The sequence below is a fragment of the Anaeromyxobacter sp. genome, assembly GCA_016718565.1.
Lineage (GTDB): Bacteria > Myxococcota > Myxococcia > Myxococcales > Anaeromyxobacteraceae > JADKCZ01.
Window position 1 is genome coordinate 581,052 of sequence record JADKCZ010000005.1, and the last position, 20,017, is coordinate 601,068.

14 protein-coding genes are annotated in these 20,017 nt (G+C 74.1%); 4 read left to right on the top strand and 10 right to left on the bottom strand.

What is annotated here, in order from left to right:
- Positions 1-2: 2 nt before the first annotated feature.
- Together IPO09_14970 and IPO09_14975 are read right to left on the bottom strand one after the other, a co-directional pair.
- Positions 3-2,966 (bottom strand): hypothetical protein, encoded by a 2,964-nt coding sequence (locus IPO09_14970; protein ID MBK9518621.1) that lies wholly within the window; start codon positions 2,964-2,966, stop codon positions 3-5.
- A gap of 72 nt (positions 2,967-3,038) precedes the next feature.
- Positions 3,039-4,700 (bottom strand): hypothetical protein, encoded by a 1,662-nt coding sequence (locus tag IPO09_14975; GenBank protein MBK9518622.1) that lies wholly within the window; start codon positions 4,698-4,700, stop codon positions 3,039-3,041.
- 266 nt (positions 4,701-4,966) lie between these two features.
- Between IPO09_14975 and IPO09_14980 the strand changes: the two genes are divergently transcribed.
- Complete coding sequence (locus tag IPO09_14980) at positions 4,967-5,536, top strand: hypothetical protein (GenBank protein ID MBK9518623.1); 570 nt, start codon at positions 4,967-4,969, stop codon at positions 5,534-5,536.
- A gap of 481 nt (positions 5,537-6,017) precedes the next feature.
- On the opposite strand, the gene IPO09_14985 is transcribed toward IPO09_14980, so the two are convergent.
- Together IPO09_14985 and IPO09_14990 are read right to left on the bottom strand one after the other, a co-directional pair.
- The gene (locus tag IPO09_14985) at positions 6,018-6,308 is read right to left on the bottom strand and encodes a hypothetical protein (GenBank protein ID MBK9518624.1); all 291 of its coding nucleotides are present in this window, start codon (positions 6,306-6,308) and stop codon (positions 6,018-6,020) included.
- A 284-nt stretch (positions 6,309-6,592) separates the two neighbouring features.
- Positions 6,593-9,688: a hypothetical protein gene (locus IPO09_14990; GenBank protein MBK9518625.1), complete on the bottom strand. Its 3,096-nt coding sequence runs from the start codon at positions 9,686-9,688 to the stop codon at positions 6,593-6,595.
- 130 nt (positions 9,689-9,818) lie between these two features.
- Between IPO09_14990 and IPO09_14995 the strand changes: the two genes are divergently transcribed.
- Both IPO09_14995 and IPO09_15000 read left to right on the top strand, forming a co-directional pair.
- Positions 9,819-10,448, top strand: coding sequence for a hypothetical protein (locus tag IPO09_14995; protein MBK9518626.1), 630 nt, complete (start codon positions 9,819-9,821; stop codon positions 10,446-10,448).
- A gap of 56 nt (positions 10,449-10,504) precedes the next feature.
- Positions 10,505-11,629: a helix-turn-helix transcriptional regulator gene (locus tag IPO09_15000; protein ID MBK9518627.1), complete on the top strand. Its 1,125-nt coding sequence runs from the start codon at positions 10,505-10,507 to the stop codon at positions 11,627-11,629.
- Positions 11,630-11,674: 45 nt separating this feature from the next.
- Here the strand turns inward: IPO09_15000 and IPO09_15005 are convergent, their stop codons facing one another.
- The 3 genes from IPO09_15005 to IPO09_15015 all read right to left on the bottom strand — a co-directional run bounded on the left by IPO09_15005 (position 11,675) and on the right by IPO09_15015 (position 13,591).
- A complete protein-coding gene (locus tag IPO09_15005) occupies positions 11,675-12,061 on the bottom strand; it encodes a PIN domain-containing protein (GenBank protein ID MBK9518628.1) in 387 nt (128 codons plus the stop codon).
- A complete protein-coding gene (locus IPO09_15010; GenBank protein ID MBK9518629.1) occupies positions 12,058-12,351 on the bottom strand; it encodes a type II toxin-antitoxin system prevent-host-death family antitoxin in 294 nt (97 codons plus the stop codon). Before IPO09_15010 ends, IPO09_15005 begins: the two co-directional genes overlap by 4 nt.
- 67 nt (positions 12,352-12,418) lie before the next feature.
- Positions 12,419-13,591, bottom strand: coding sequence for an FAD-dependent oxidoreductase (locus tag IPO09_15015; protein ID MBK9518630.1), 1,173 nt, complete (start codon positions 13,589-13,591; stop codon positions 12,419-12,421).
- A 374-nt stretch (positions 13,592-13,965) separates the two neighbouring features.
- Between IPO09_15015 and IPO09_15020 the strand changes: the two genes are divergently transcribed.
- Positions 13,966-14,472 (top strand): hypothetical protein, encoded by a 507-nt coding sequence (locus tag IPO09_15020; GenBank protein ID MBK9518631.1) that lies wholly within the window; start codon positions 13,966-13,968, stop codon positions 14,470-14,472.
- Positions 14,473-14,499: 27 nt separating this feature from the next.
- On the opposite strand, the gene rnz is transcribed toward IPO09_15020, so the two are convergent.
- The 3 genes from rnz to IPO09_15035 all read right to left on the bottom strand — a co-directional run bounded on the left by rnz (position 14,500) and on the right by IPO09_15035 (position 19,997).
- On the bottom strand, positions 14,500-15,414 hold the full coding sequence (gene rnz / locus IPO09_15025) for a ribonuclease Z (protein ID MBK9518632.1): 915 nt from the start codon (positions 15,412-15,414) through the stop codon (positions 14,500-14,502).
- A gap of 51 nt (positions 15,415-15,465) precedes the next feature.
- A complete protein-coding gene (locus IPO09_15030; protein ID MBK9518633.1) occupies positions 15,466-18,519 on the bottom strand; it encodes a hypothetical protein in 3,054 nt (1,017 codons plus the stop codon).
- A 170-nt stretch (positions 18,520-18,689) separates the two neighbouring features.
- Positions 18,690-19,997 (bottom strand): PAS domain S-box protein, encoded by a 1,308-nt coding sequence (locus tag IPO09_15035; GenBank protein MBK9518634.1) that lies wholly within the window; start codon positions 19,995-19,997, stop codon positions 18,690-18,692.
- Positions 19,998-20,017 lie beyond the last annotated feature (20 nt).

The window sequence follows — 20,017 nt, forward strand, 5'->3', positions numbered from 1 at the left end:
TGTCATGGCAGGCCAGACCACTCACCGGGACGTGCCGCTCCGGTGAAGGGGATGTAGGGCCGATCGCAGGTGGGGCTGGTGCCCGTCTGGTGGTCGTACCCGAAGTTGACGTCGGTGCAGAAGTGGCCGCCATTCGCCCCGATGCACTTCGGGAACGGGACCCCGGAGGCCGTAGCACTCCAGGTGCCGACGGCTGAGCCCGGCACGTCGACCTGGCCGGAGTTCGTGGGGTAGGTGAAGTCGACCGTGAAGGTTCCGCTCATCTGGTCGGCCGTCTGCGCGGACACCGTCCACCGGGCGCCGCGCACCACCGCGCCAACGCCAAAGATGTTCCACTCGTTGAAGAACCCGGGCTCCGCGGGCACCGCGAAGGAGTCGTTGCGGCAGTAGTGGACGGTCCTGTTGCTGCCGCCGCCGAGGTAGTCCCGCCTGAAGTTCAGGGGCTCATCCGAATCGGTGCGGAATCCCAGCGTTCCATCGCCATGGAAGGCACCCCCGAAATTGATCGCCGAGTTGCAGTAGAAACCGGAGCCGAGCGATCCAGCCGCATCAGGAGCTGAACAGACGGTCATGGTGTAGGACCCGCGCCAGAACTTGGGAGGTGGACCCGCACAGGTCCCATCCGGCTGGCACGTCGCGGGCGCGGTGCACGGCGTCACCTCGCAAGCCGTCTTGCAGGTTCCGTCCGGCTGACAGGTCGCAGGCCCGGCGCACGGCGTCACCTCGCAAGCCGTCTTGCAGGTTCCGTCCGGCTGACAGGTCGCAGGATCGGCGCACGGCGTCACCTCACAGGCCGTCTTGCACGTCCCGTCCGGCTGGCAGGTCGCAGGCCCGGCGCACGGCGTCACTTCGCAGGCCGTCTTACAACTCCCGTCCGGCTGACAGGTCGCGGCTCCGGCGCACGGCGTCAACTCGCAAGCCTTCTTACAACTCCCGTCCGGCTGACAGGTCGCGGCTCCGGCACACGGCGTCAACTCGCAGGCGGTCATGCACGTCCCGTCCGGCTGACAGGTCGCGGCACCAGCGCACGGCGTCACCTCGCAGGCGAGCATGCAGGTGCCTTCAGGCTGACAGAGGTTCGCGCCCTGGCAGGTTCCACAGGTTCCGCCACAGGAGTCCGGGCCGCAGGTCCTGCCGGTGCAGACCGGACCACAGCCGAGGGGCAGGGTAGTGGACAGGAAGTTCCGGTTGGAGACGTCGGCGCCCTGGACCACGACCACGTAGGCGATCGGCGTGAACAGGTGACCTGTCCGGGTCGGAGTCAGCACGTACGTCCCGTCGGCGACCCCCGACAGGACGAAGGCACCGCCGGCATCGGTTGTGACGCCGGACCCGAAGGCGCCGTCCAGGCTCATGGAGACGCCCGAGGTCGCGGAGCCGGTGACGAAGCCACTCACGGAGTGCAGCGTGGCGCCGGTCCCCGAGGCCACGAAGTCGACACCCGAGACGTCGCTGGCACCTACCACCACGGTGCGCCTGGCTGGCAAGAAGGAATATCCCGGCTTGGCCGGCGTCACCACGTAGCTGCCGCTCTGGAGCCCACCGAAGGAGTAGGCCCCGCTCGACGAGCTCTCCACCACCCTGGTCGCGGCTCCCGTCAGCGTCAGCCGGACTCGCGCCAGCGTGGTTCCCGTCACGATCCCGGAGACGGAAGGCAGCGCCTGCGTGAGCGGCACCGAAGCGGTGGCGTTCTGGGAGCCGGTGGGCAGCGCGGCGAGCTGCAAGGGAGCCCAGAACTGGCTCCCCGGGGCCATCGAGGAGACCGACACGCCCTGGAGCGCCGCCAGCCCCGCGAGGTCTCGATAGTCTCTGCCCCCGAGCACCAGGAGGAACTCGACGACCTGGCCTGGCTGAGCCAGCCCGAGGTACGGCGGCGCCGTCGCCGCCGGCATGGCCGAGAGCATGGTGGTGAAGACGCCGTCCCCCGCTACCCGGTCGCCATTGGTCCCATCGTCCACCAGGTCGAGCAGCTTCCAGGCCGTCACGCTCCCCTTCACCGCCACGGTGGAGATCGAGTAGGGCGGGTTGGCAGCGAGCACGGTCTTGGAGTCCAGCTCGAAGCGGAGATCGACCTCCCCGAGCCGCGAGAAGGCCATGCCGGGCGCCAAGACTGCGCTGGCCGCACCGGGCTGGACCGTGAAGGTACCGTTTCCACCGCCAGCGCCCTTCCAGAGCCAGCTGCCGGTCGCCCCGTCCACCAGGCCGTACTGATAGACTTGGGCCACCAGGCCCGGCGTGGCGAAGACGGTTGCCCCGAGGACGGAGTCTCCGGCCACGGCGCCGGAGGGTTCGTGCCCTCCCGCGGCACCGTCCCAAGGCCCGTCATCGTAGAGGAGCGGGAACGGACCTGCCCAGGAGGGGTCGAGCGTGATGGCCCGGGTCACCGGGTCGTGCCTCATCGAACCCTTCCAGGCCAGCTCGCCTCCCTTCCAGAGTCTGTTGGCGGTGTCATCCACCCGGAAGTCCACCGCGACCGTGCCGGCTGGCGGCTGGAAACCGGAGGCCGGCGGGAGCCCCACGAACCCCAGGCTGAAGTGACTCACCTGCGCCGTCACCCCGCTCGCCGTCACCGTGGCCGGCAGCGCGTCGTAGGTGTTCTCGCTCCCGAGCTTGGTCCAGTAGACCGACGCCGCCGTCCCCACCGCCAGCCCCGCCGGCCTCGGCAGGGTCACCGTCGCCGGGCTCGTGAAGGTGGTCCCGGCCGGGCCGAACCGGTAGCGCGGGTTGCCGTTCGGAGCCGTGGTCCCGTCCGCCGCCACCGTGATGGTCCGATCACCGGCCAGCGCGCCGGCCGGGATGGTCACCGCCGCGCCGGTGGAGAGGGTCACCGTGCCCCCTGCTACCCCCACCGTCCCCGTGCCGTCGGGCGGTGGAGTTGGCGTCGGATCGCTCCCTCCGCCGCCGCAGGCCGAGAGGCCGGCGACGGCGACGGCGACGAGCAGGAGAGCTCGCATCTTCTTCGACATGACCTTGGTTCCGCGCCTCTCGCTCATGGCTGGCCTCTCGGATTCGGCTTACGCGCGGTGCCGGGGGGCGGACTACAGCCCCGTGACCTGCCCCGGCACGAGCCGCCGCGCCGTCGCCAGCCCGTCCCCGAGCTGCCCGAAGTTGTTGAGCCCCCAGGCCCAGACCGTGCCATCGGACTTCACCGCCAGCGAGTGGTCGCTCCCGCAGGCGATCTGCGCGAAGCCGGTGCCGATCTGGACCGGCGTGCGCTGGTCTACCTGCGATCCGTTGCCGACCTGCCCCTCGGCGTTCTTGCCCCAGGCCCACAGGCTTCCGTCGGCCTTGATCGCCAGGCTGTGGCTGTCGTGTGTGGCGACCGCGACCACGTCGGTCATGATCTGGACGCGCTCGTAGCGCTCCGTCTGGGTCCCGTCACCCAGCTGGCCATAGAAGTTGTTGCCCCAGCCCCAGAGGACGCCATCGTTCCCGAGCGCCAGCGTGTGGGCCAGGCCGAGGGCGAAGGTTTTGTAGGCGTCCACCGGGTAGTTGGCGGCCAGGCCACCGGCCGGAGTGAGCTGGTTGAGGAGCGTCCCGTTCCCGAGCTGCCCGTTGGCGTTGAAGCCCCACGTCTCGTATCCACCCGTGGTGAGTTGGGCCACGCTGTGGGCTTGACCGGCCTCGACGTCGACGAACCAGTGGACGTATACGGGCGCGTTCCTATCGGTGGTGGTGAAGTCCCCGACCTGCCCAACGACGTTGGAGCCCCAGCCGTAGAGGTCCATCTTTGGCCTCAGGGCTTGGCCTCCGTACTGGGAGGCAACAGCCTTCACGTAGAGGCTGGTCCCCACCCGGGTGGGCAAGGCCTGGCCACCGGTGAAGCCCTGGCCGAGCTGGCCGTTGTCGTTCCAGCCCCAGGTCCAGAGCGAGCCGTCCTGCTTGAGTGCCACGGTGTGGCCGATGCCACCAGCGGCGGTGGCATACCCGGCCCCCAGGCTGACCGGAACGGTGGTGTTCACGGCGGCGGCCACGCCCAGGTTGCCTACGTTGTTGGCGCCGAAACCCCAGAGCGAGCCATCCGACTTGATCACCAGGGAGTGGCTGTTGCCGGCAGCGATGGCGGTGATGGCGGACACCCGGGCGGTCGAGTCCTTCCCCACGATGGCGGAGGAACCGCCGACGAACCACCGAAGGGCTGGCTCGAAGGCGTAGCCCGCCTTGGTCGGGCGGACGGCGTACATGTTGGACGAGTCCTGCGCCGGGTCGGTGGCCGGCACTTCGAAGGAGTAGTGGCCACTGGCATCGGTGGTGGTGGAGCGGCTCAGCGGTACGCTCGTGTCGCCCACCTCCCCGACCAGCCAGACCGTGACCCCCGCAGCCGTGGCGCCGCCGATGGTCCCCGAGATGGTGATGGTGGGGATGGCTGCGGCCGCCACGAAGCCCTTGCCCGTGGCGTTGGCGTTGCCGAGGGTGACGGCCAGCGACGCCGGCGAGAAGGTGTGGCCGGCGAGAGAGGGCGTCACGGTGTAGCTGCCCGCGGCGAGCCCGTTGAAGGTGTAGGCCCCGCCGGCGCCGGTGGTGGTGGTCGCCGAGGCGGCCCCGGAGAGGGTGACCGTGACGCCGGTGGTCACCGAGCCCGTGACCGCGCCGGAGATCGAGTAGGTCGCGGGCGGCGCGGGATCGCTACCGCCACCGCCTCCGCAGCCAGCCAGTGCGAGGAGGGCGAGGAAGACGGGGAGGAGGCGAAGGGATCTCATGGCTCGGTTCACGAACGTCCTCCGGACGGCCTCGGCTCGAGGCAGGTGGCGCCGGGTCGGAAGGGCTGGGAGGCCGTCCGCACCAACGGTCTGTGCGACTGATGGTGTCGTAGCCGATCCGCGGCGCGGCGCCTGTCGGCCGAACGGACGACCAGGGGCCGCTCTCTTGGGGCTGGCTGCATGAGAATCGTGCAGCGGAAGCGTCGGGGGGTCGTCCGAATGGACGACATCACGGCCCCGCGCCGGCCAGTACGGTCCCAGGTCAGATGGTCTTCCGGCTCGAGGCGTTGGCGCGCACCCTCCCCTTCCCCGCCTACCTGCTCGAGGCCGGCGGGCACCTGCGCTGGATGAGCGACGTCGGCCGGGAGAGGCTCGGGCTCACGGCCGGGGGCGGTAAACCGGCGACCGCCCTGGAGCACCCGCGACTGCGGGCGCTGGCGCGCGCGGCGGAGGCGACCGCGGCGCGAGGGCTGGCCGGCGCGCGGCGGGCGCTGCGGGGCAGCGGGCTGACCCGCAGGGACGAGCAGGTGGTGGCCCGCCGCTTCACGGAGGGCGGGCAGGCGCTGGTGCTCCTGGCCTTCACGCCGACGCCGACCGTGCCCGCGAACACCAGCGACCTCCACCGCTCCGCCTCGGCGAGCTTGAGCCCGGCCGAGCGGAATGTCGCGCTCCTGGCCTCAGAGGGCTTCGCCGTGACCAACATGGCCGCGCGCCTCGGGGTGGGCGAGTCCACCGTGCGCACCCACCTGCGCAGGCTCTACCTGAAGCTCGGGGTGCACAGCCGGGCCCAGCTGGCGCTGGTGATGCTGCGGGGCCAGGGGCCCGGAGGTCCCTAGCCGCGGCGGCCCGCCACCACCTCGCCGAGCGCCACCCTCGCCGCGTGGCGGTTGTGCGCCGCGCAGGTGACCCTGAGGGTGCTTCTCCAGCAGGAGGTCCCTCGCCGCCTCCAGCACGTGCACGGTGGTGGCGCCTGGCGCAGCGTGCGCCAGTCCGGCCCTGGCGGACTCGAGCTTGCCGAGCAGGCGAGTGGAGACGTTGAGGGGGAGGCGACGTCGGTCGGCGGTGAGGGGCTCGACCTCCCTCGCAGGGGTTGGCACCTGGCGGCTCCTGGGGACCAGCGGGAGCTCAGACGTTGGAAGGTCGAGATCGCTGGCGCGCGCCACCGCGTCCATCTATCCAGTGGCTCGGATCCCACCGACGCTGCCGGCCTGGCTCGCGCCGGCCGCCGCGGCGGCCGCGGCGGCCGAAGTAGTGGCCAGACCATCGACGAACAGCCCTCCCACCCCGGGGCCCGGCGCCCCTTCGGGGCGCTTCTGTTCACACGTGTGAACTGCCCTTGCAGGCGTGAGCAAGGTGACCCTCTCCCGCCCGGAGCGCTGCCTCCACGGCCGAGAAGCGCGGGATGAGCCGCGCCGTAGCGCTCCGGTGGGAGGCGGCGCCGCTGGAGAGCTCGAGCTCCCGCTTCAGGAACTCGAAGAGGCTCCGGTGGCCGAGCACCTCCCGGCCGCGGCGCCGGTCGAAGTCGGCCAGGGCCAGCAGGACGGCGGCGGCCGCGTGGCGCCCGCGGGTGATGAGCCGGGCGAGCGCGTCGCGGAGGACGCCGGCCAATGCCCGGGTGGCCGGCGGGACCGGATGGTCGGCGGGTGGAGGGACATCCTGGGGCGTCGGCAGAGCGGCGCCCCAGGGCTCCGTGGGCTCGGCGACGACGGGGTGGAGGAGGTGAATGCCGGTGGCACGCATTCACGGATGGTCGCATACAGGTCCGACAGTCGGAGGAGCATTCCGAGCGCGTGGAAGGGCTGGGGGAGAGTCGCTTCCCGCTCACCTGGATGGTCCTCCGCCACCCAGTTCCGTGACCGGGTGGCGGAGGTGCAAGGGCGCCGACTGGACCGCTACTGCTCCCACCCCCCGGTGGCCGTGTCGAGGTCGTCCACGTATTCGAGTCCGGCGGGGAGGTTCAGGGTCTGGCCAGTGAAGGCCAGCACGAGGCCTCGGTAGTAGATCCCCCCAACCTGGGTAGGGCTCGAGGTCACCGAATTGAGGATGACCGTGCTGACCCGACCGGCCGGCACCGACAGCGTGGCTCCGTTCGAAGGGGCGTTCGGCAGGATGGTCTGTCCCTGATTGTTCCAGACCTCGACCCCGTTCATGGCCATCCCGACCCAGTCGCCCCAACCGCCGTAGGCTGTCACCCGGAAGTTTGGGATCCAGGTGATGGGGGCACCTGTGGTGTTCCGAATCCGGAACAGCACCAGCGCGACCCGACGGTTGGAGCCAGACGGGGATGAGCACTGCTCCGAGACGATCATGGCGTTGCTGCGGGCCCAGCCCTTCTTGTTGAACAGCGTCCGGAGGACCTCTTTGTCCGAGCTCATCAGGTACGGCTGTCCTGTGCCACCCCAGGAGGACGGCGGGATTCCGCCGAACTGGGAGGCGTCGTCCCCGCTCATCGGCGCGTTGGCCGTGACGTCGAAGGTGTCGAAGACCGCGTAGCGGAAGGTGGCGCTCGGCTGGGCCGGGCCGGTGCCGAGCTGCCCCTCAGAGTTCACATAGACAGGAGAGCCGGCGATCGTGGTACCGGAAAGGCCTGCGAGGAAGGTCGCGAGATGGGTACCCGGTGTGCCGATCCTGATGGTTGCGTTGTCCGCGACGAGACCCGAGTGCCCAATCGCGATGTTGTTGCTGCCGCCGGTGAAGGAGCCCGCCTCAAATCCGAGCGCGATGTTGTTGCTGCCGCTGGCGTTGCGGACAAGCGCCGTGAATCCGACCGCCGTGTTTCCCTGGCCAGTATTCACGAACAGCGAACCGTAGCCAACGGCGCTGTTGCCCGAGCCAGTCTGGACTGCCCGGAGCGCCCTTCCTCCGACGGCCGTGTTGAAGTTGCCCAGTGTGTTCGACATGAGGGCATCGTTCCCGCTCGCCGTGTTCAGGACTCCCACTCCATTGGAGATGAGAGCGCCTGCGCCCATAGCCGTGTTGAAGTTGCCGGTCGTGTTGCTGGCCAAGGCGCTCGTACCAAAGGCCGCGTTGTAGGTTCCAGAGACGTTGGCGCCGAAGCTTCCGATGCCTGCGGCGGTGTTCCGATTGAGCAAATCGGTCATGATACCGACACCAGGCGCCCCGGCTGGACCGGTCGCGCCAATGGGTCCGGTCAGTCCTGGAACGCCCTGGATACCCTGTGGCCCCGCCGGACCGATCGTTCCAGCAGGCCCGATCATGCCGTCGAGCCCAGCAGGCCCCTGCGGACCCATTGGCCCCACGGTCCCCGTGGCTCCAGTCGGGCCGGCCACACCCACCGCCCCCCCCGCCGCCAGCAGCTCCCACTCCGGCGAAGTCGGCGGCGTCGTGGGCGCCACGATGGCCACGTAGGACGACCCGCCGAACTCCACTGCGTCGCCCACCTCGTAGGTCCCGGTCTCCGACCAGGTGCCGCGCCAGTTCAAGCCCCTGGAGCCATCGGCGCCGGCAGCACCGGCCACACCCTGGAGACCCTGCGGACCCGCCGGACCCATCGGCCCCGTGTCACCCTGAATGCCCTGGAGCCCTTGCGGGCCCTGCGGCCCCGTCGCCCCGGGCGCGCCGTCGTTCCCGGTGAGACCAGCCACGCCCTGAAGCCCCTGCGGGCCTGCGGGACCCTGCGTGCCGGTAGCCCCATCGAGTCCGGCGGGGCCCTGGAGGCCTGGCGATCCCTGAGGACCGGTCGGGCCCTGAATGCCCTGCGGGCCCTGCGGACCCGTGGCTCCAGGCGCGCCATCGAGCCCATTCGAACCGGCCGCGCCCGGCAGCCCTTGGGGCCCTTGCGGACCCGTGGCGCCGACGGCCCCGTCGAGGCCATTCGCACCGGGTAGACCCTGCGGCCCCTGCGGCCCGGTCGCGCCAACGGTACCGTTCAGGCCAGGCGCGCCCTGGATCCCCTGCGGCCCCGCCGGCCCCATCGGACCCTCGGGCCCCTGCGGCCCCGCAGGCCCCACCCCCGCCGCCGCGCCACCCGCCGCCAGCAGCGACCAATCGAGCGAAGGCGGCGCCGCCGTGGTCGAGGCCGTGGCCACGTAAGACGAACCGCCGAGCGAGACCGCGTCGTCTGCCTGGTACGTCGGCCCCGCGACCCACTCGCCGAGCCAGTTGAGCCCCTTGGGGCCCGGGACACCAGCTGCGCCATCCGCTCCAGCGGGACCCTGCGGCCCCATGGCCCCGACGGCGCCCGGAGTGCCCGGAGCACCAGCTGCCCCGTCCAGCCCGTTCGCACCCGCCGGACCCTGAACCCCCGGAGTCCCAGGCAGTCCCTGCGGTCCAGCCACACCCTGAGGCCCGGTCGCCCCTGCCGGACCAGGTGCCCCCGGCAGCCCGTTGGCCCCCGCAGGCCCAGCAGGCCCCTGGAAGCCGGCGAACCCCTGTGGACCCTGCGGCCCAGGCGGCCCCTGCGGGCCCATCGGGCCAGGCACTCCGCCGGCGCCGAGCGCCGGGATGGCCACCCAGAAGAAGGCCGTCACCTGCCTCGGAGGGGTCAGCGAGAGGATGTAGCTCGCCGGCATCACCCCCACCGGCAGCTTCGTCACCACGACGGTGGGCGAGTAGGAGAGGACCGTCAGCCGAACGCTTCCGAGCAGCACCGTCGGCGCCACCGTCCCGAGTCCGGTGCCCGTGATGAAGAGGTTGGTGTTGGTGTCGTCGGCGTCAGCCGAAAGGATGAGCGGCGCGGCCTGCACCGGCGTCGCGGCCCCAAGCAGGAGCGCCAGGCCAAGGGCCTGGAAGATTCTCTGCAGCACGTGTCGTCCCCTTCTTTCGCGAGGAGCCGCCCCCTCTGGGCGACCGCCCGGTCCACGGCTCACGCCCACGACCGAGCACCTCAGATGGCCATCCATACCCTTGCCGTCAGTCGTCCGAACAGACGACCCGCGGCACCTCGCGACCTTGCGATCCTCACCACCCGACCCAACCTGGGCCTCCCGCACGCCTAGGACCCTGCGCAAATTGACGTTCGGCAGCATCGTCTCGGAGTCCGCGCTCCGCGCTTCCTTCAACCCGGACCGCAGGTGCGTCACACCGGCGACCCCCGGCACACCAGATCGGCATCACCGCACCAGCAGCGCCCCGCAGGCCCCCGCCCGGCCGGCACCCATGATCGAGACCCTCGACGCGCTTTCGCGCGCCTTTCCATATCCGGCCTTCCTGGTCGATCCCTCCGGCCGCCTCCACTGGGCCAGCCTGGAAGGGGCGCGCCGCTTCGACCTGCCAGACTCCGCCGGCGCTGCCCTCCCGACACCACTCCACGGCCCCCTGGAGACGCTGCTCCGCTGCGCATTGACCTGCCTGGCCGATCCATCCCAGTGCCCGGATCGGCTGCTCCGAGCGGCCGGCCTGGTCAGGCCGTGGGAGCGCGCGGTCGCCCGCCACTACCGGGGCGCCGGGCGCGACATGGTGCTGCTGGCCCTGGCCCCGGCCCTGGCCGATGGTGGAAAGCAAGAACCTGCCGCACCGGCACCGCCGGGCGCCACCCTGGCCTCACGGCCGGCGCTGGCGCCACCCACGACCGCCATCCCCGGCCTCTCACGCGCCGAGGCCACCGTGGCGCGCCTGGCAGTCGAGGGCTTCTCCGTCGCCAACATCTCCGCCCAGCTCGGCTCCGCCGAGTCCACCGTCCGGACCCACCTGCGCCGGGTCTACAAGAGACTCGGCGTCCACGGCCGCGCCGAGCTGGCCTACGTGCTGCTCCACGGCACACCCGGCGGTCCGAAGGGCGAGACCTGAACGCCGATGACCACGCCCGCCTCGCTGCAGCCGCCACCCCCCTCGCGGTGGCTGACGTGATCCACGACGCCACCCGGGCGGCCTTCGGCTACGACACCTGCACGGTCATCACCTTCCCGGGCGGCCTGGTGCAGGCGCTCGACCTCTCGGTCCGCTCCTCCGAGTGGCCGGAGGAGCGGGTCAAGGCGGTGGTCCCCGGCTGCCTGGCTGCCATCGACCGGGACCTCGGCGGCCTCTCGGCCGCGCTCCAGCCCTCCCGCTGCTTCGACGTGGAGGTGCGCTACCCGCTGAAGGCCATCGAGCGGACCCCGCTGATGCAGGAGTACTGGCGCCCCTACAAGGCCGACCACCAGCTGGTGGCCGCCCTGGGCGACGGCGCCCAGCCGCTCGCCTCGGTCAATCTGGTCCGCTCGCGCCGCGCTGGCGCCTTCACGCCCCGTGACCTGCGGGCCCTCGACGAGGTGCGTGCGGTGGCCGAGCGGTCGCTGGCGGCCCTGCGCGCCCTCGGCACCGACGACCTGGCCCACACGCTCGACGCGCTGGCCTGCGCCTTCCCCTCCCCGGCCTTCCTCTTCGACCGAGTCGGCCGGCTCACCTGGATGAGCGACGAGGGGGCGCTCCGGCTCGGCCTGGCGGCGGTGCGGGTCGGCGGCTCGCGGCTGGTGGGTGGCAACGCGGCGCTCGCCTCGCTGGCCTCGCTCGCCCGACTGGCCCTGGCGCGCAACGAGCTCGACCTCGACGCCCCGCTCCGGCAGAGCGGCCTGGTGGCGCGCGCGGAGCGGGTGGTGTCACGCCGCTTCACCACCGCCGGCGTGCCCACCCTGCTGGTGGTGCTGGCGCCGGCCATCGCCCCGTACTCCGGCTCCACGCCGCTCGAGGAGGCGCCGCATCGGCCTCCTGGCGCCAGCCCAGCGGGCGCGGCCCACCCTCCGGCCGTGGCCCGCCAGGCGCCGCCGGCCCGACCGGACCGTATCCCCGGCCTCTCGGCCTCCGAGACCGCCGTGGCTCGCCTGGCCGTCGAGGGCTTCACGGTGACCAACATGGCCGCCCACCTCGGCAGCTCGGAGTCGACCGTGCGCACCCACCTGCGCCGCGCCTACCTGAAGCTCGGCGTCCACGGCCGCGCCGAGCTGGCCTGGGTGCTGCTGCGCGGCGGCAGGGGGACGGCCGGCGGGCGCTGAGGCGTCCCGTCACCCGAACCCGCCGCGCGCCTCACCACCCCGCGCTCATGGCGCCACCACCTCGAGCCCCACCGCCCGGGCTGCGGCCGCCAGCCGCCCGTCGTAGGTGGCCACCTCGAGCGGCTGCCGCCGCTCCACCAGGAAGAGCGCCGCGGCCAGGTGGAGCGCGTCGAGCGTCCGTACCGGCCTCGGCCACGGCTCCAGCGCCCGCCCGAGCACGTGGGGCGAGAGCTCCACCCAGGCCACCCGGCTGAGCAGCTCGCGGGCCGCCTCGCCGTGGCTCTTGGCGGCGCCCTTGCCATGGACCCGGGTCCAGAGCTCGTACTCGAGGAGGCGGCTGGCCACCAGTCGGCCGGCCCAGAAGTCGCTGGGCGGCCGCCGGTCCTCGGCGAAGAGCGCGGCCAGCGCCACCGAGGTGTCGAGGTAGATCACCGGTCGCCCCGGTCGCCACCGAGCTCAGCCAGGAGGTCCGCGAGCCGCTCGGTCCTCGCCGGCTGCTCCACCAGCGGCCGGCCCGGCGAGAGCGGTGGCGAGACCATCCCCTCGGCCACCAGCGAGGCGAGCACCGCATCGGACACGTGCTCGGCCCGGCCGGAGTCGGGTGGCACCAGCTCAGCCACCACTCGATCGCGGTCCGAGATGAGGACCCGCTCGCCGGCCGCGGCGATCCTCACGTACTCGGCCAGCTTGTTCTTCAGGACCTTGAGCCCCACAGTGCGCATGCATCAAGGTAGCTTCCGGAAGCTACCTTGGCAAGCGGCCGGCCCCGGGAGCGAGGCCGGGAGCGCCCTACCCCGGGAGCGCCCGCGCCAGCTCCTCCGCCACCACCGGCCGCTGGCGCCGGATGAGCTCGCGGGCCGACTCCACCTGGCCCTCGATCCCCCAGAGCAGCACGCCCTTCACCCGGCCGCGCTCCAGGTAGTAGATGGCCCCCTCGCGGAAGGGGCGCTGCCAGGCGGTCACCGTCTCCATGCGCGCGTCGAGCTTGCCGACCGCCTGGTAGCCGAGGCCGAAGAAGGCGGCGGACCAGCTGGGCAGCTGGCGCCAGGCCACCACCTCGCCCGCCATGGCCCGCCCGGCCTCGTGCCCCATGGCGACGGCGTTCTCGGCGTGCTCCAGCCGCACCCGCTCGCCCAGCGCGGCCGACCAGACCCGCGCCACGTCGCCGGCCGCCCAGACGTCGGGGGCGCTGGTGCGCAGCCCCTCGTCCACCTCGATGCCATCCGAGACCGCCAGGCCGGCCGCCTCGGCCAGCGCGGTCTGCGGCTGGATGCCCAGCCCGGCCACCACCAGGTCGGCCAGCACCTCGGCCCCGCCGTTGGTCCGCACCAGCACCCGGTCGGGCCCGAAGGCCTCGGCCCGCACCACCGCGTGGCCCCGCAGCAGCCGCACGCCGTGCTCCTCGTAGGTGCGCGTCACGTGGCCCGACAGCTCGGCGGGCCAGAGGCGCGCCCCGATGCCGGACTCCGGGAAGACCATGGTGACGTCGCGCCCCTCGCCGGCCAGCGCGGCGGCGATCTCGGTGCCGACGTGGCCGCCTCCCACCACCACCACGCCGTGGCCGCCGTGGTCGCGCAGCCGGTCGTAGTCGGCGATGGTCCGGAGGTGCACCACCCGGTCGCCGCAGATGGCGAGCCGCCGCGGCGCGCCGCCGGTGGCCAGGAGCAGCCGCTCGTAGCGGTACTGCTGGCCCAGGTCGTCGGTGAGGGTTCGGGCCTTCACGTCGAGCGCCACGGCGCGCCGCCCGGCGTGGTGCACCAGCCCCTGCAGCGCCGGCAGGAAGACCTGGTCGCGATCGGCGCCGGCCCACAGCGAGCGGGAGAGCGACGGCCGGGCGTAGGGGGGCACCGGCTCCTCGCCGATCATCCCGAGATCGCCGCTCCGGTCGAGCTCCCGGATGGCCGCCGCCGCCGCGTGGCCCGTCATCCCCCCGCCGACGATGAGGTACCGGTACGCATGCATCGGGCTCCTCTGTGCACCAGGTGTCCCCTCGGACCTGGAGCCTCTGATCTGGGCACGGCGCGTCTCCTCCGGCACCGCCCATCGGGGCGGCGGGCCCGTCAGGGGGGCCACGGTCGATGCCACCGGGATCCTTGGGGGAGATCGAGGTGCGGCGCCGTGGCACGGCCCGCGCCTCCCTCCTGGCACCGCCGCCGCTCGCTTGGCCAGGCGCGGCGCCCCCCCGCTGCGGCCCAGCGGCGCGGGCCGCCACGCCGCTCCCGCGCCCTGGTACCAGCGCTCCGGGCCTCTCCGCGGCGGCGGTCCGGGCGGCGGCCCCGCGGCGGCACCCTGGTGGAAACTGGCTCAAGCGGGCGGATCGTGGTCTGATTCGCGACATGCCGACGACCCGGGCCAAGCCGACGACCCCGAAGAAGCCCGCAGGCAGGGCGCCGCCGAAGAAGGCGGGCAAGACCTCCGCCAGGCCCGCGCCCCTGCCGTCGATCCCTCCGCCCGCCAACGCGCCGCTCACCGTGAAGCTCGGCGTCACGCCGGGCACCACCATCGTGGTGCTGGGCGCGCCGGCCGGCTACCGCCAGAAGCTCGGGCCGCTGCCCGAGGGGGCCCGGCTGGTGAACGTGGTCCCCGCCGAGGCGGCCTTCGTGCACCTCTTCGCCCGGGACGGCGCCGCCCTCTCCTCGCGCCTGCGCGAGGTCTCGCCGCGCCTCACCGACGACGCCACCGTCTGGGTCAGCTTCCCCAAGGCGGACTCGGGCGCCGGCTCCGACCTGTCGCGCGACAAGATCCGCGCGCTGACCGGCCCCTTCGGCCTCGAGCCGGCCGGCTCGGTGGTGCTCGACAACATCTGGGCGGGCCTGCGCTTCATCCGCATCGCGGAGGAGTAGCGGCGCCGCCGGCCGGACGCCGGCGCGCTAGGCCGGCCGCGGCACCTCGACGGTCAGCCCGTCGTGGGCCACCTCCACCTGCTCGAAGACCTCGCGGGCCTGCCCGAGCAGGGTGGCCGTGTCCCGGTCGTAGCGCGTCGAGAGGTGGGTGAGCAGCAGCCGCTGCACCCCGGCGTCGCGCGCCACCCCGGCCGCCTGGCGCGCCGTGGCGTGCTTGGTCTCGTCGGCTCGCGCCGCCTCGGCGTCGCCGAAGGTGGACTCGTGCACCAGCAGGTCGGCGCCGCGGGCCGCCTCCACGGTGGCCTGGCAGGGCCGGGTGTCGCCGGTCACCACCACCAGGCGGCCGCGCCGCCTGGGCTCCACCACCGCGGCCGGCTCCACCACCCGCCCGTCGGGCAGGGTGACGGCCTGGCCGCGCTGCAGCGCCCCGAAGAGCGGGCCGGAGGGCACGCCCAGCGCCGCCGCCCGCTCCGGGTGGAAGCGCCCCGGCCGCTCGTCCTCCTGGAGCGCCCAGCCGCAGCTGGAGATCTTGTGGTCGGTGGCGAAGGGCAGGAGCGTGCAGCCCTCCCGGCGCACCGGCTCGCCCGGCTTCACCTCGTGGATGCGCACCTCGAAGGCCAGCCGCTCGGTGCCGGTGAACAGCATCACCTCCAGCAGCTTGCGGGCCGGCCTGGGGCCGTACAGGTCGATGTGCTCCACCCGCCCCTGCATCGACAGGGTGCGCAGGAAGCCGATGGCCCCCAGGTAGTGGTCGGCGTGGAAGTGGGTGAAGAAGATGGCCGCCACGTCGAAGCCGGCGCCGTAGCGGATGAGCTGGCGCTGCGTCCCCTCCCCGCAGTCCACCAGCAGGAGCTCGCGGTCGTGGCGCACCGCCAGGGCGCTCAGGCCGCGGCTGAGGGTGGGCTGGGCCGCCGAGGTGCCGAGGAAGGTGAGCCGGAGCATGGCGCCGGCCCAATGTAGTCGAGAAGCGGATTGGGCGCCCGGGCGGCGGCGCTACGGCGCGGGCGCGGGCGGCGGCTCGGCCAGCCCGTGCGCCGCGGCCACCCCCAGCGCGCCCTTCTGGTGGCACTGGGCGCACTGCTCGACCCCGTCCACCAGGTAGGCCGCCGCGTGGGCGGCGGCGAAGGCGCCACCGTGGCAGGAGTTGCAGCTGGCGGTGACCGGCGGCCAGCGCCGCTCGCCGGCCGTGTGGGCCGAGGTGGCGGCGTGCTGGACGGAGGCGGTCTCGTTGGCGATGGTGGGCGAGGCGTCGGCCGGGATGGCCCCCAGGGTCCAGGAGGCGCCGGGGTGGCACCGGGTGCAGTCGGCCAGCCGGGCGGGGAAGCCGTAGTCGTCGAAGGAGAAGGGCGTGCCGCCGCCGCTGTAGATCACGTGGGGCCGGAGCGTCGACAGCTCGGCCGTGCCCTGGCCGCGGCCGGTGTGGAGCCGGTGGACCATCACCTTGAAGTGGATGGAGGTCTCCTCCCGGCCGTCCTGGGTGCCCACCCGGCCGTCCGGGTAGACGGTGGCCAGGTTGACGTTGCCGGCGGGGTCCTTGGGGCGGCCGCGCCAGTCGGTGCCGTCGGGCGTGTGGCACATGACGCAGTACTCCGGGTTGTGGCGCAGGCTGCCGTGCAGGCTGAGCTCCACGTGGCAGGCCTGGCAGAGCCGCCGGTCCACCACCTGGCGCCGCGGCGCCGGCGCCCCGCCTGGCCAGCTGCCGAAGGCCGTGTCCACCGCCACCACCGGGTTGTCGGCGAACTCGACGAGCGACTCGCCGGTGTAGGGCCAGGTGTAGGTGCCGGCCGCCAGGTCGAAGATGGGCACCACCCCGGCGCGGCGGGCCTCCAGGCCCACCGACCAGGTCCCCGCGGCGGTGGCGGGCAGCGCGGCGGCGAAGGTGTGGCTGAAGGCGCCGTCCACGGGATCCGCGGCCAGGGTGAGCGGCACCTGCTCGGAGAGCGGCGCGTTGCCGCTCAGGTAGTCGGTGGTCGGCCCGGCCAGCAGGATGGAGACCCGCGTCAGGGCGCGCGGCAGGGGGCTGGCGTCGGGGCCGGCCTCGCGGGCGGGCTGGGGCGCGCCCAGCGGCGTGAGCGGCCCGACCCGGTCCCGCACCGTGAAGCGCACCGTGGGCCTCCCGCCGGCCGAGAGCCCGGTGACCCCCACCACCTCCAGCACAGGCGCGTCGAAGCGCGGGGCGTTCAGCGGGTGGCGGTGCGCCTCGGCCATGGGCACCAGCGGCGGCGCCCCGCCCACCCCCGTGACGTGGCAGCCGGCGCAGCGGGTGTCGTCGGCCTGCGGGCCGCCCGGGTGGGCGAAGTGGACCAGGTCGGTGATGGGCCCCGCGCCGAACCAGAGCTCCGGGTGGCAGCCCTGGCAGGTGCGCCGCGAGATGGTGGTGGCCACCGCCGCCCCCTGCGGCGCCCCCAGGTGGCAGGCGTCGCAGTCGCGCAGGTCGCGCGGGAAGCCGATCCCCTCGGCCGCGGTGCGCGCCGGCTGGCCGTTGGAGGCGCGGGTGGCCACCTGGCCCGGCACCAGGGCCGCGCCGCGGAAGCCCACCACCGCGAAGCGGGCCCCCGGCGCCGGCGCGTTGCGCCCCGGGAAGAAGGGCAGCGGCGGCGCGGCGGTGAGCGGCAGCGGCGGGGCCGGCGCGGTGCTGGAGGCCAGGTACAGGGTGGGCAGGTTCTTGCCGCGGTGGATGCGGTGGACCAGCCGGCCCAGGTCGAGCGGGTTGGGGTCGGTGGCGGGGCCGGTGCTGCCCGGCGCCACCGGCAGGAGCGTCAGGGTGGCCGCGCCCACCTGCCCGCCGGCGGTGGCGGTGAGGGTCACGGTGGTGGGGCCGGCCACGCTGGCGGGCGGCGTGTAGCTCACGGCGGCGCCGCTGGCGGCGGAGAGGGTGCCGGCCCCGCTGGCCGGCGAGAGCGTCCAGGCCACGGCGCCGCTGGCGCCCAGCAGCGTGGCGGTGAAGGGGGCGGAGACCGCGCCGGCCAGCAGCGTCTGCGCCGCCGGGGTGACCAGCACCGCGGGTGCGGCCGGCGGCTGCACCACCGTGAGGGCCACCGGCGCGGCCAGGCCGGCCGCGGAGGCCAGCAGCGTCACCCGGAGCGGCCCGCTGACCGCCGCGTCGGCGGGGGGCGGCGTGTACCGCACCGTGGAGGTCCCCCCGGTGCTGGAGGTGGCGGCGGTGGGGGCGGAGAGCGACCCGGCGCCGGCGGCGGGCGACAGCGCCCACGAGATGGCGGCGGGGGAGGCGAGCAGGGTGGCGGTGAGGCTGGTGGCGGCGCCGCCCGCCGTCACGGTGCGGGCCTCCGGGGTGACGGTGAGGGCGCGCGCCAGGGCGGCCGGGTCGGCGGTGTCCGGGTCGGCGTTCTGCAGGGTGTGGCAGGTGAGGCAGAGCCTGACCCCGGCCCGCGCGCCGCCGTGGGCGGTGACCGGCCCGCCGTGGCAGGTGGCGCAGCGCGCGTCGAGGGTGGTCTCGAGCCGGCCCAGAGGGCCGCCGTCGGGGACCAGGTCGAAGGTGGTGGAGGTGCGGGCCGTGCCCGGCGTCACGCCCCCCAGCCAGGCGCCCACCCGCATGGTGCGCGAAGGATCGTAGCCCACTGGCGCGGCGGTGCCGAAGGCGTAGAGGAACCGGCCCGGCCCGAGCTCCTCCAGGGTGCCGCCGGCGTCGCTGCCAGGCTGGCGCACGCCGGCCAGCACGTGCTCGGGCGGCGTGCCGGGGCCGCCCAGCGGCAGGCTGGGCGCCACCTGCCGGCCGGTGAGCAGGTAGCTCCACCAGGTGTCGAGGCCCGAGACCGGGTCGGTCACCAGCCCGGCCAGCGTGAAGGTGGGGCGCAGCGCCGCCACGTCGGCCAGCGCCACCGGCTGGTCGTCCCTGGTCAGCGTGAAGGTCACCATGGGCTTGCGGCTGGCGAAGACCGCCACCTCGGTGATGACCAGCTGGTACCCGGTGGGCGGCGGCGGCGGCACCACCTCTCCGCCCACCTCGGGGCCCGCGCAGGCGGCCGCGGCCAGGAGGGCCGCCAGGGCGGCGGCGCGCAGGTGCGGGTGCGTGGGGCCAGCGGTCACGCCGTCTCCAGGGTCAGAGGCCAGGTCCGGGGCGCCAGGGGCGCCCCGTCCACCGGCGAGCGGACCATCGTACGGGAGCGCCGGGAGCCGCGTCCACGGCGCGGCGCCGCTCCCACCTTTCCACGCACCTGGCGGCGTCCCGGGGCCGCGGCCGCGACGGAGGGCCCTGGCTACGCCACCGGGGCCGGCGCCGCCGCCGCGGCCCGCGCCGCCGGCAGCAGCGGCAGCAGCACCTCGAAGGTGGTGCCGCGGCCAGGCGCCGACGCCACGCTGATCCGGCCGTGGTGCTCCCGCACGATGCGGTCCACCACCGACAGCCCGAGGCCGGTGCCCTTGCCGGCCTCCTTGGTCGAGAAGAAGGGCTCGAAGATCCGGCCGCAGGTGGCCGGGTCCATCCCCGAGCCCTGGTCCCGCACCGCCAGCAGCGCCGACGGCACCGGGCCCGGCACGGCCCGCAGGCTCACGGTGATGAGGCCGCCCTCCGGCATGGCGTCGCGGGCGTTGGTGACCAGGTTGAGGAGCACCTGCTCCAGCCGGCGGGCGTCGCCGGCCACCGGCAGCGGCGCCCCGTCGTCCTCGAAGACCACCATGATGCGGTCGCCGACCACCCGGTGCAGCAGCCGCTCCGAGCCGCGCACCAGCGCGCGGAGCGGGGTGGGCTCCAGCCGCAGCGGCTCCCGCCGCGCCAGGTCGAGCAGGTCGCGGGCCAGGCCGCTGGCCCGGCGGGCCGCCTCCAGGATCTCGTCGGCGGCGGCGCGCGCCTCGGGGTCCTGGCTGCGCTCCTGGATCAGGGTGGCCGGGCCGATGACCCCGGTCAGCACGTTGCGCAGGTCGTGGGCCACGCCCCCTGCCACCTGGCCGACCGTCTCCAGCCGCTGCACCTGCAGCAGCTGGGCCTGCAGGGCCTTCTCGGCGGTGATGTCGCTGTGCGAGCCGCGCACGCCCACCTGGGCGCCGGCGCCGTCGAGCACCGGCCGGCACAGGTGGCGCACCCAGCGGACCGCCCCGTCCTTGCGGACGATGCGGAACTCGAGCCCCTGCACCAGGCCGCTGGCGTCCACGCCGTGGCGGTGGTCGCGGTAGAGGTCGGCGTCCTCGGGGTGGACCAGCCGCGCCAGCAGCCCCGGCGTGCCGGTCAGCTCCTCCGGCGTGTAGCCGGTCAGGGCCAGGCAGGAGGGCGAGGCGTAGCGGACCACCTCCGCCTCGTCGCGCCAGAAGATCATCTCGGTGGCCAGGTCGGCCACGGTCCGGTAGCGATCCTCGGCCTCGCGCAGGCGGTGCCAGGCCCAGGCGAGCGCGCCGCCGGCCAGGCCGCCCACCAGCGCCGGGATGAGGTAGCCGCGGGGCGAGGAGATCAGCCCGGCGGGGAACCCGAGGAGGGCCCGCTGCAGCGTGGCGAGGCCCGCCACCAGCGCGGCGCCGGCGAGGGCGCCGGGGAGTGTCCGCCTCCAGGGGGCGCGCGAGGGGCGGCGGGACATCCCGGCAGGAGAGCACGAAC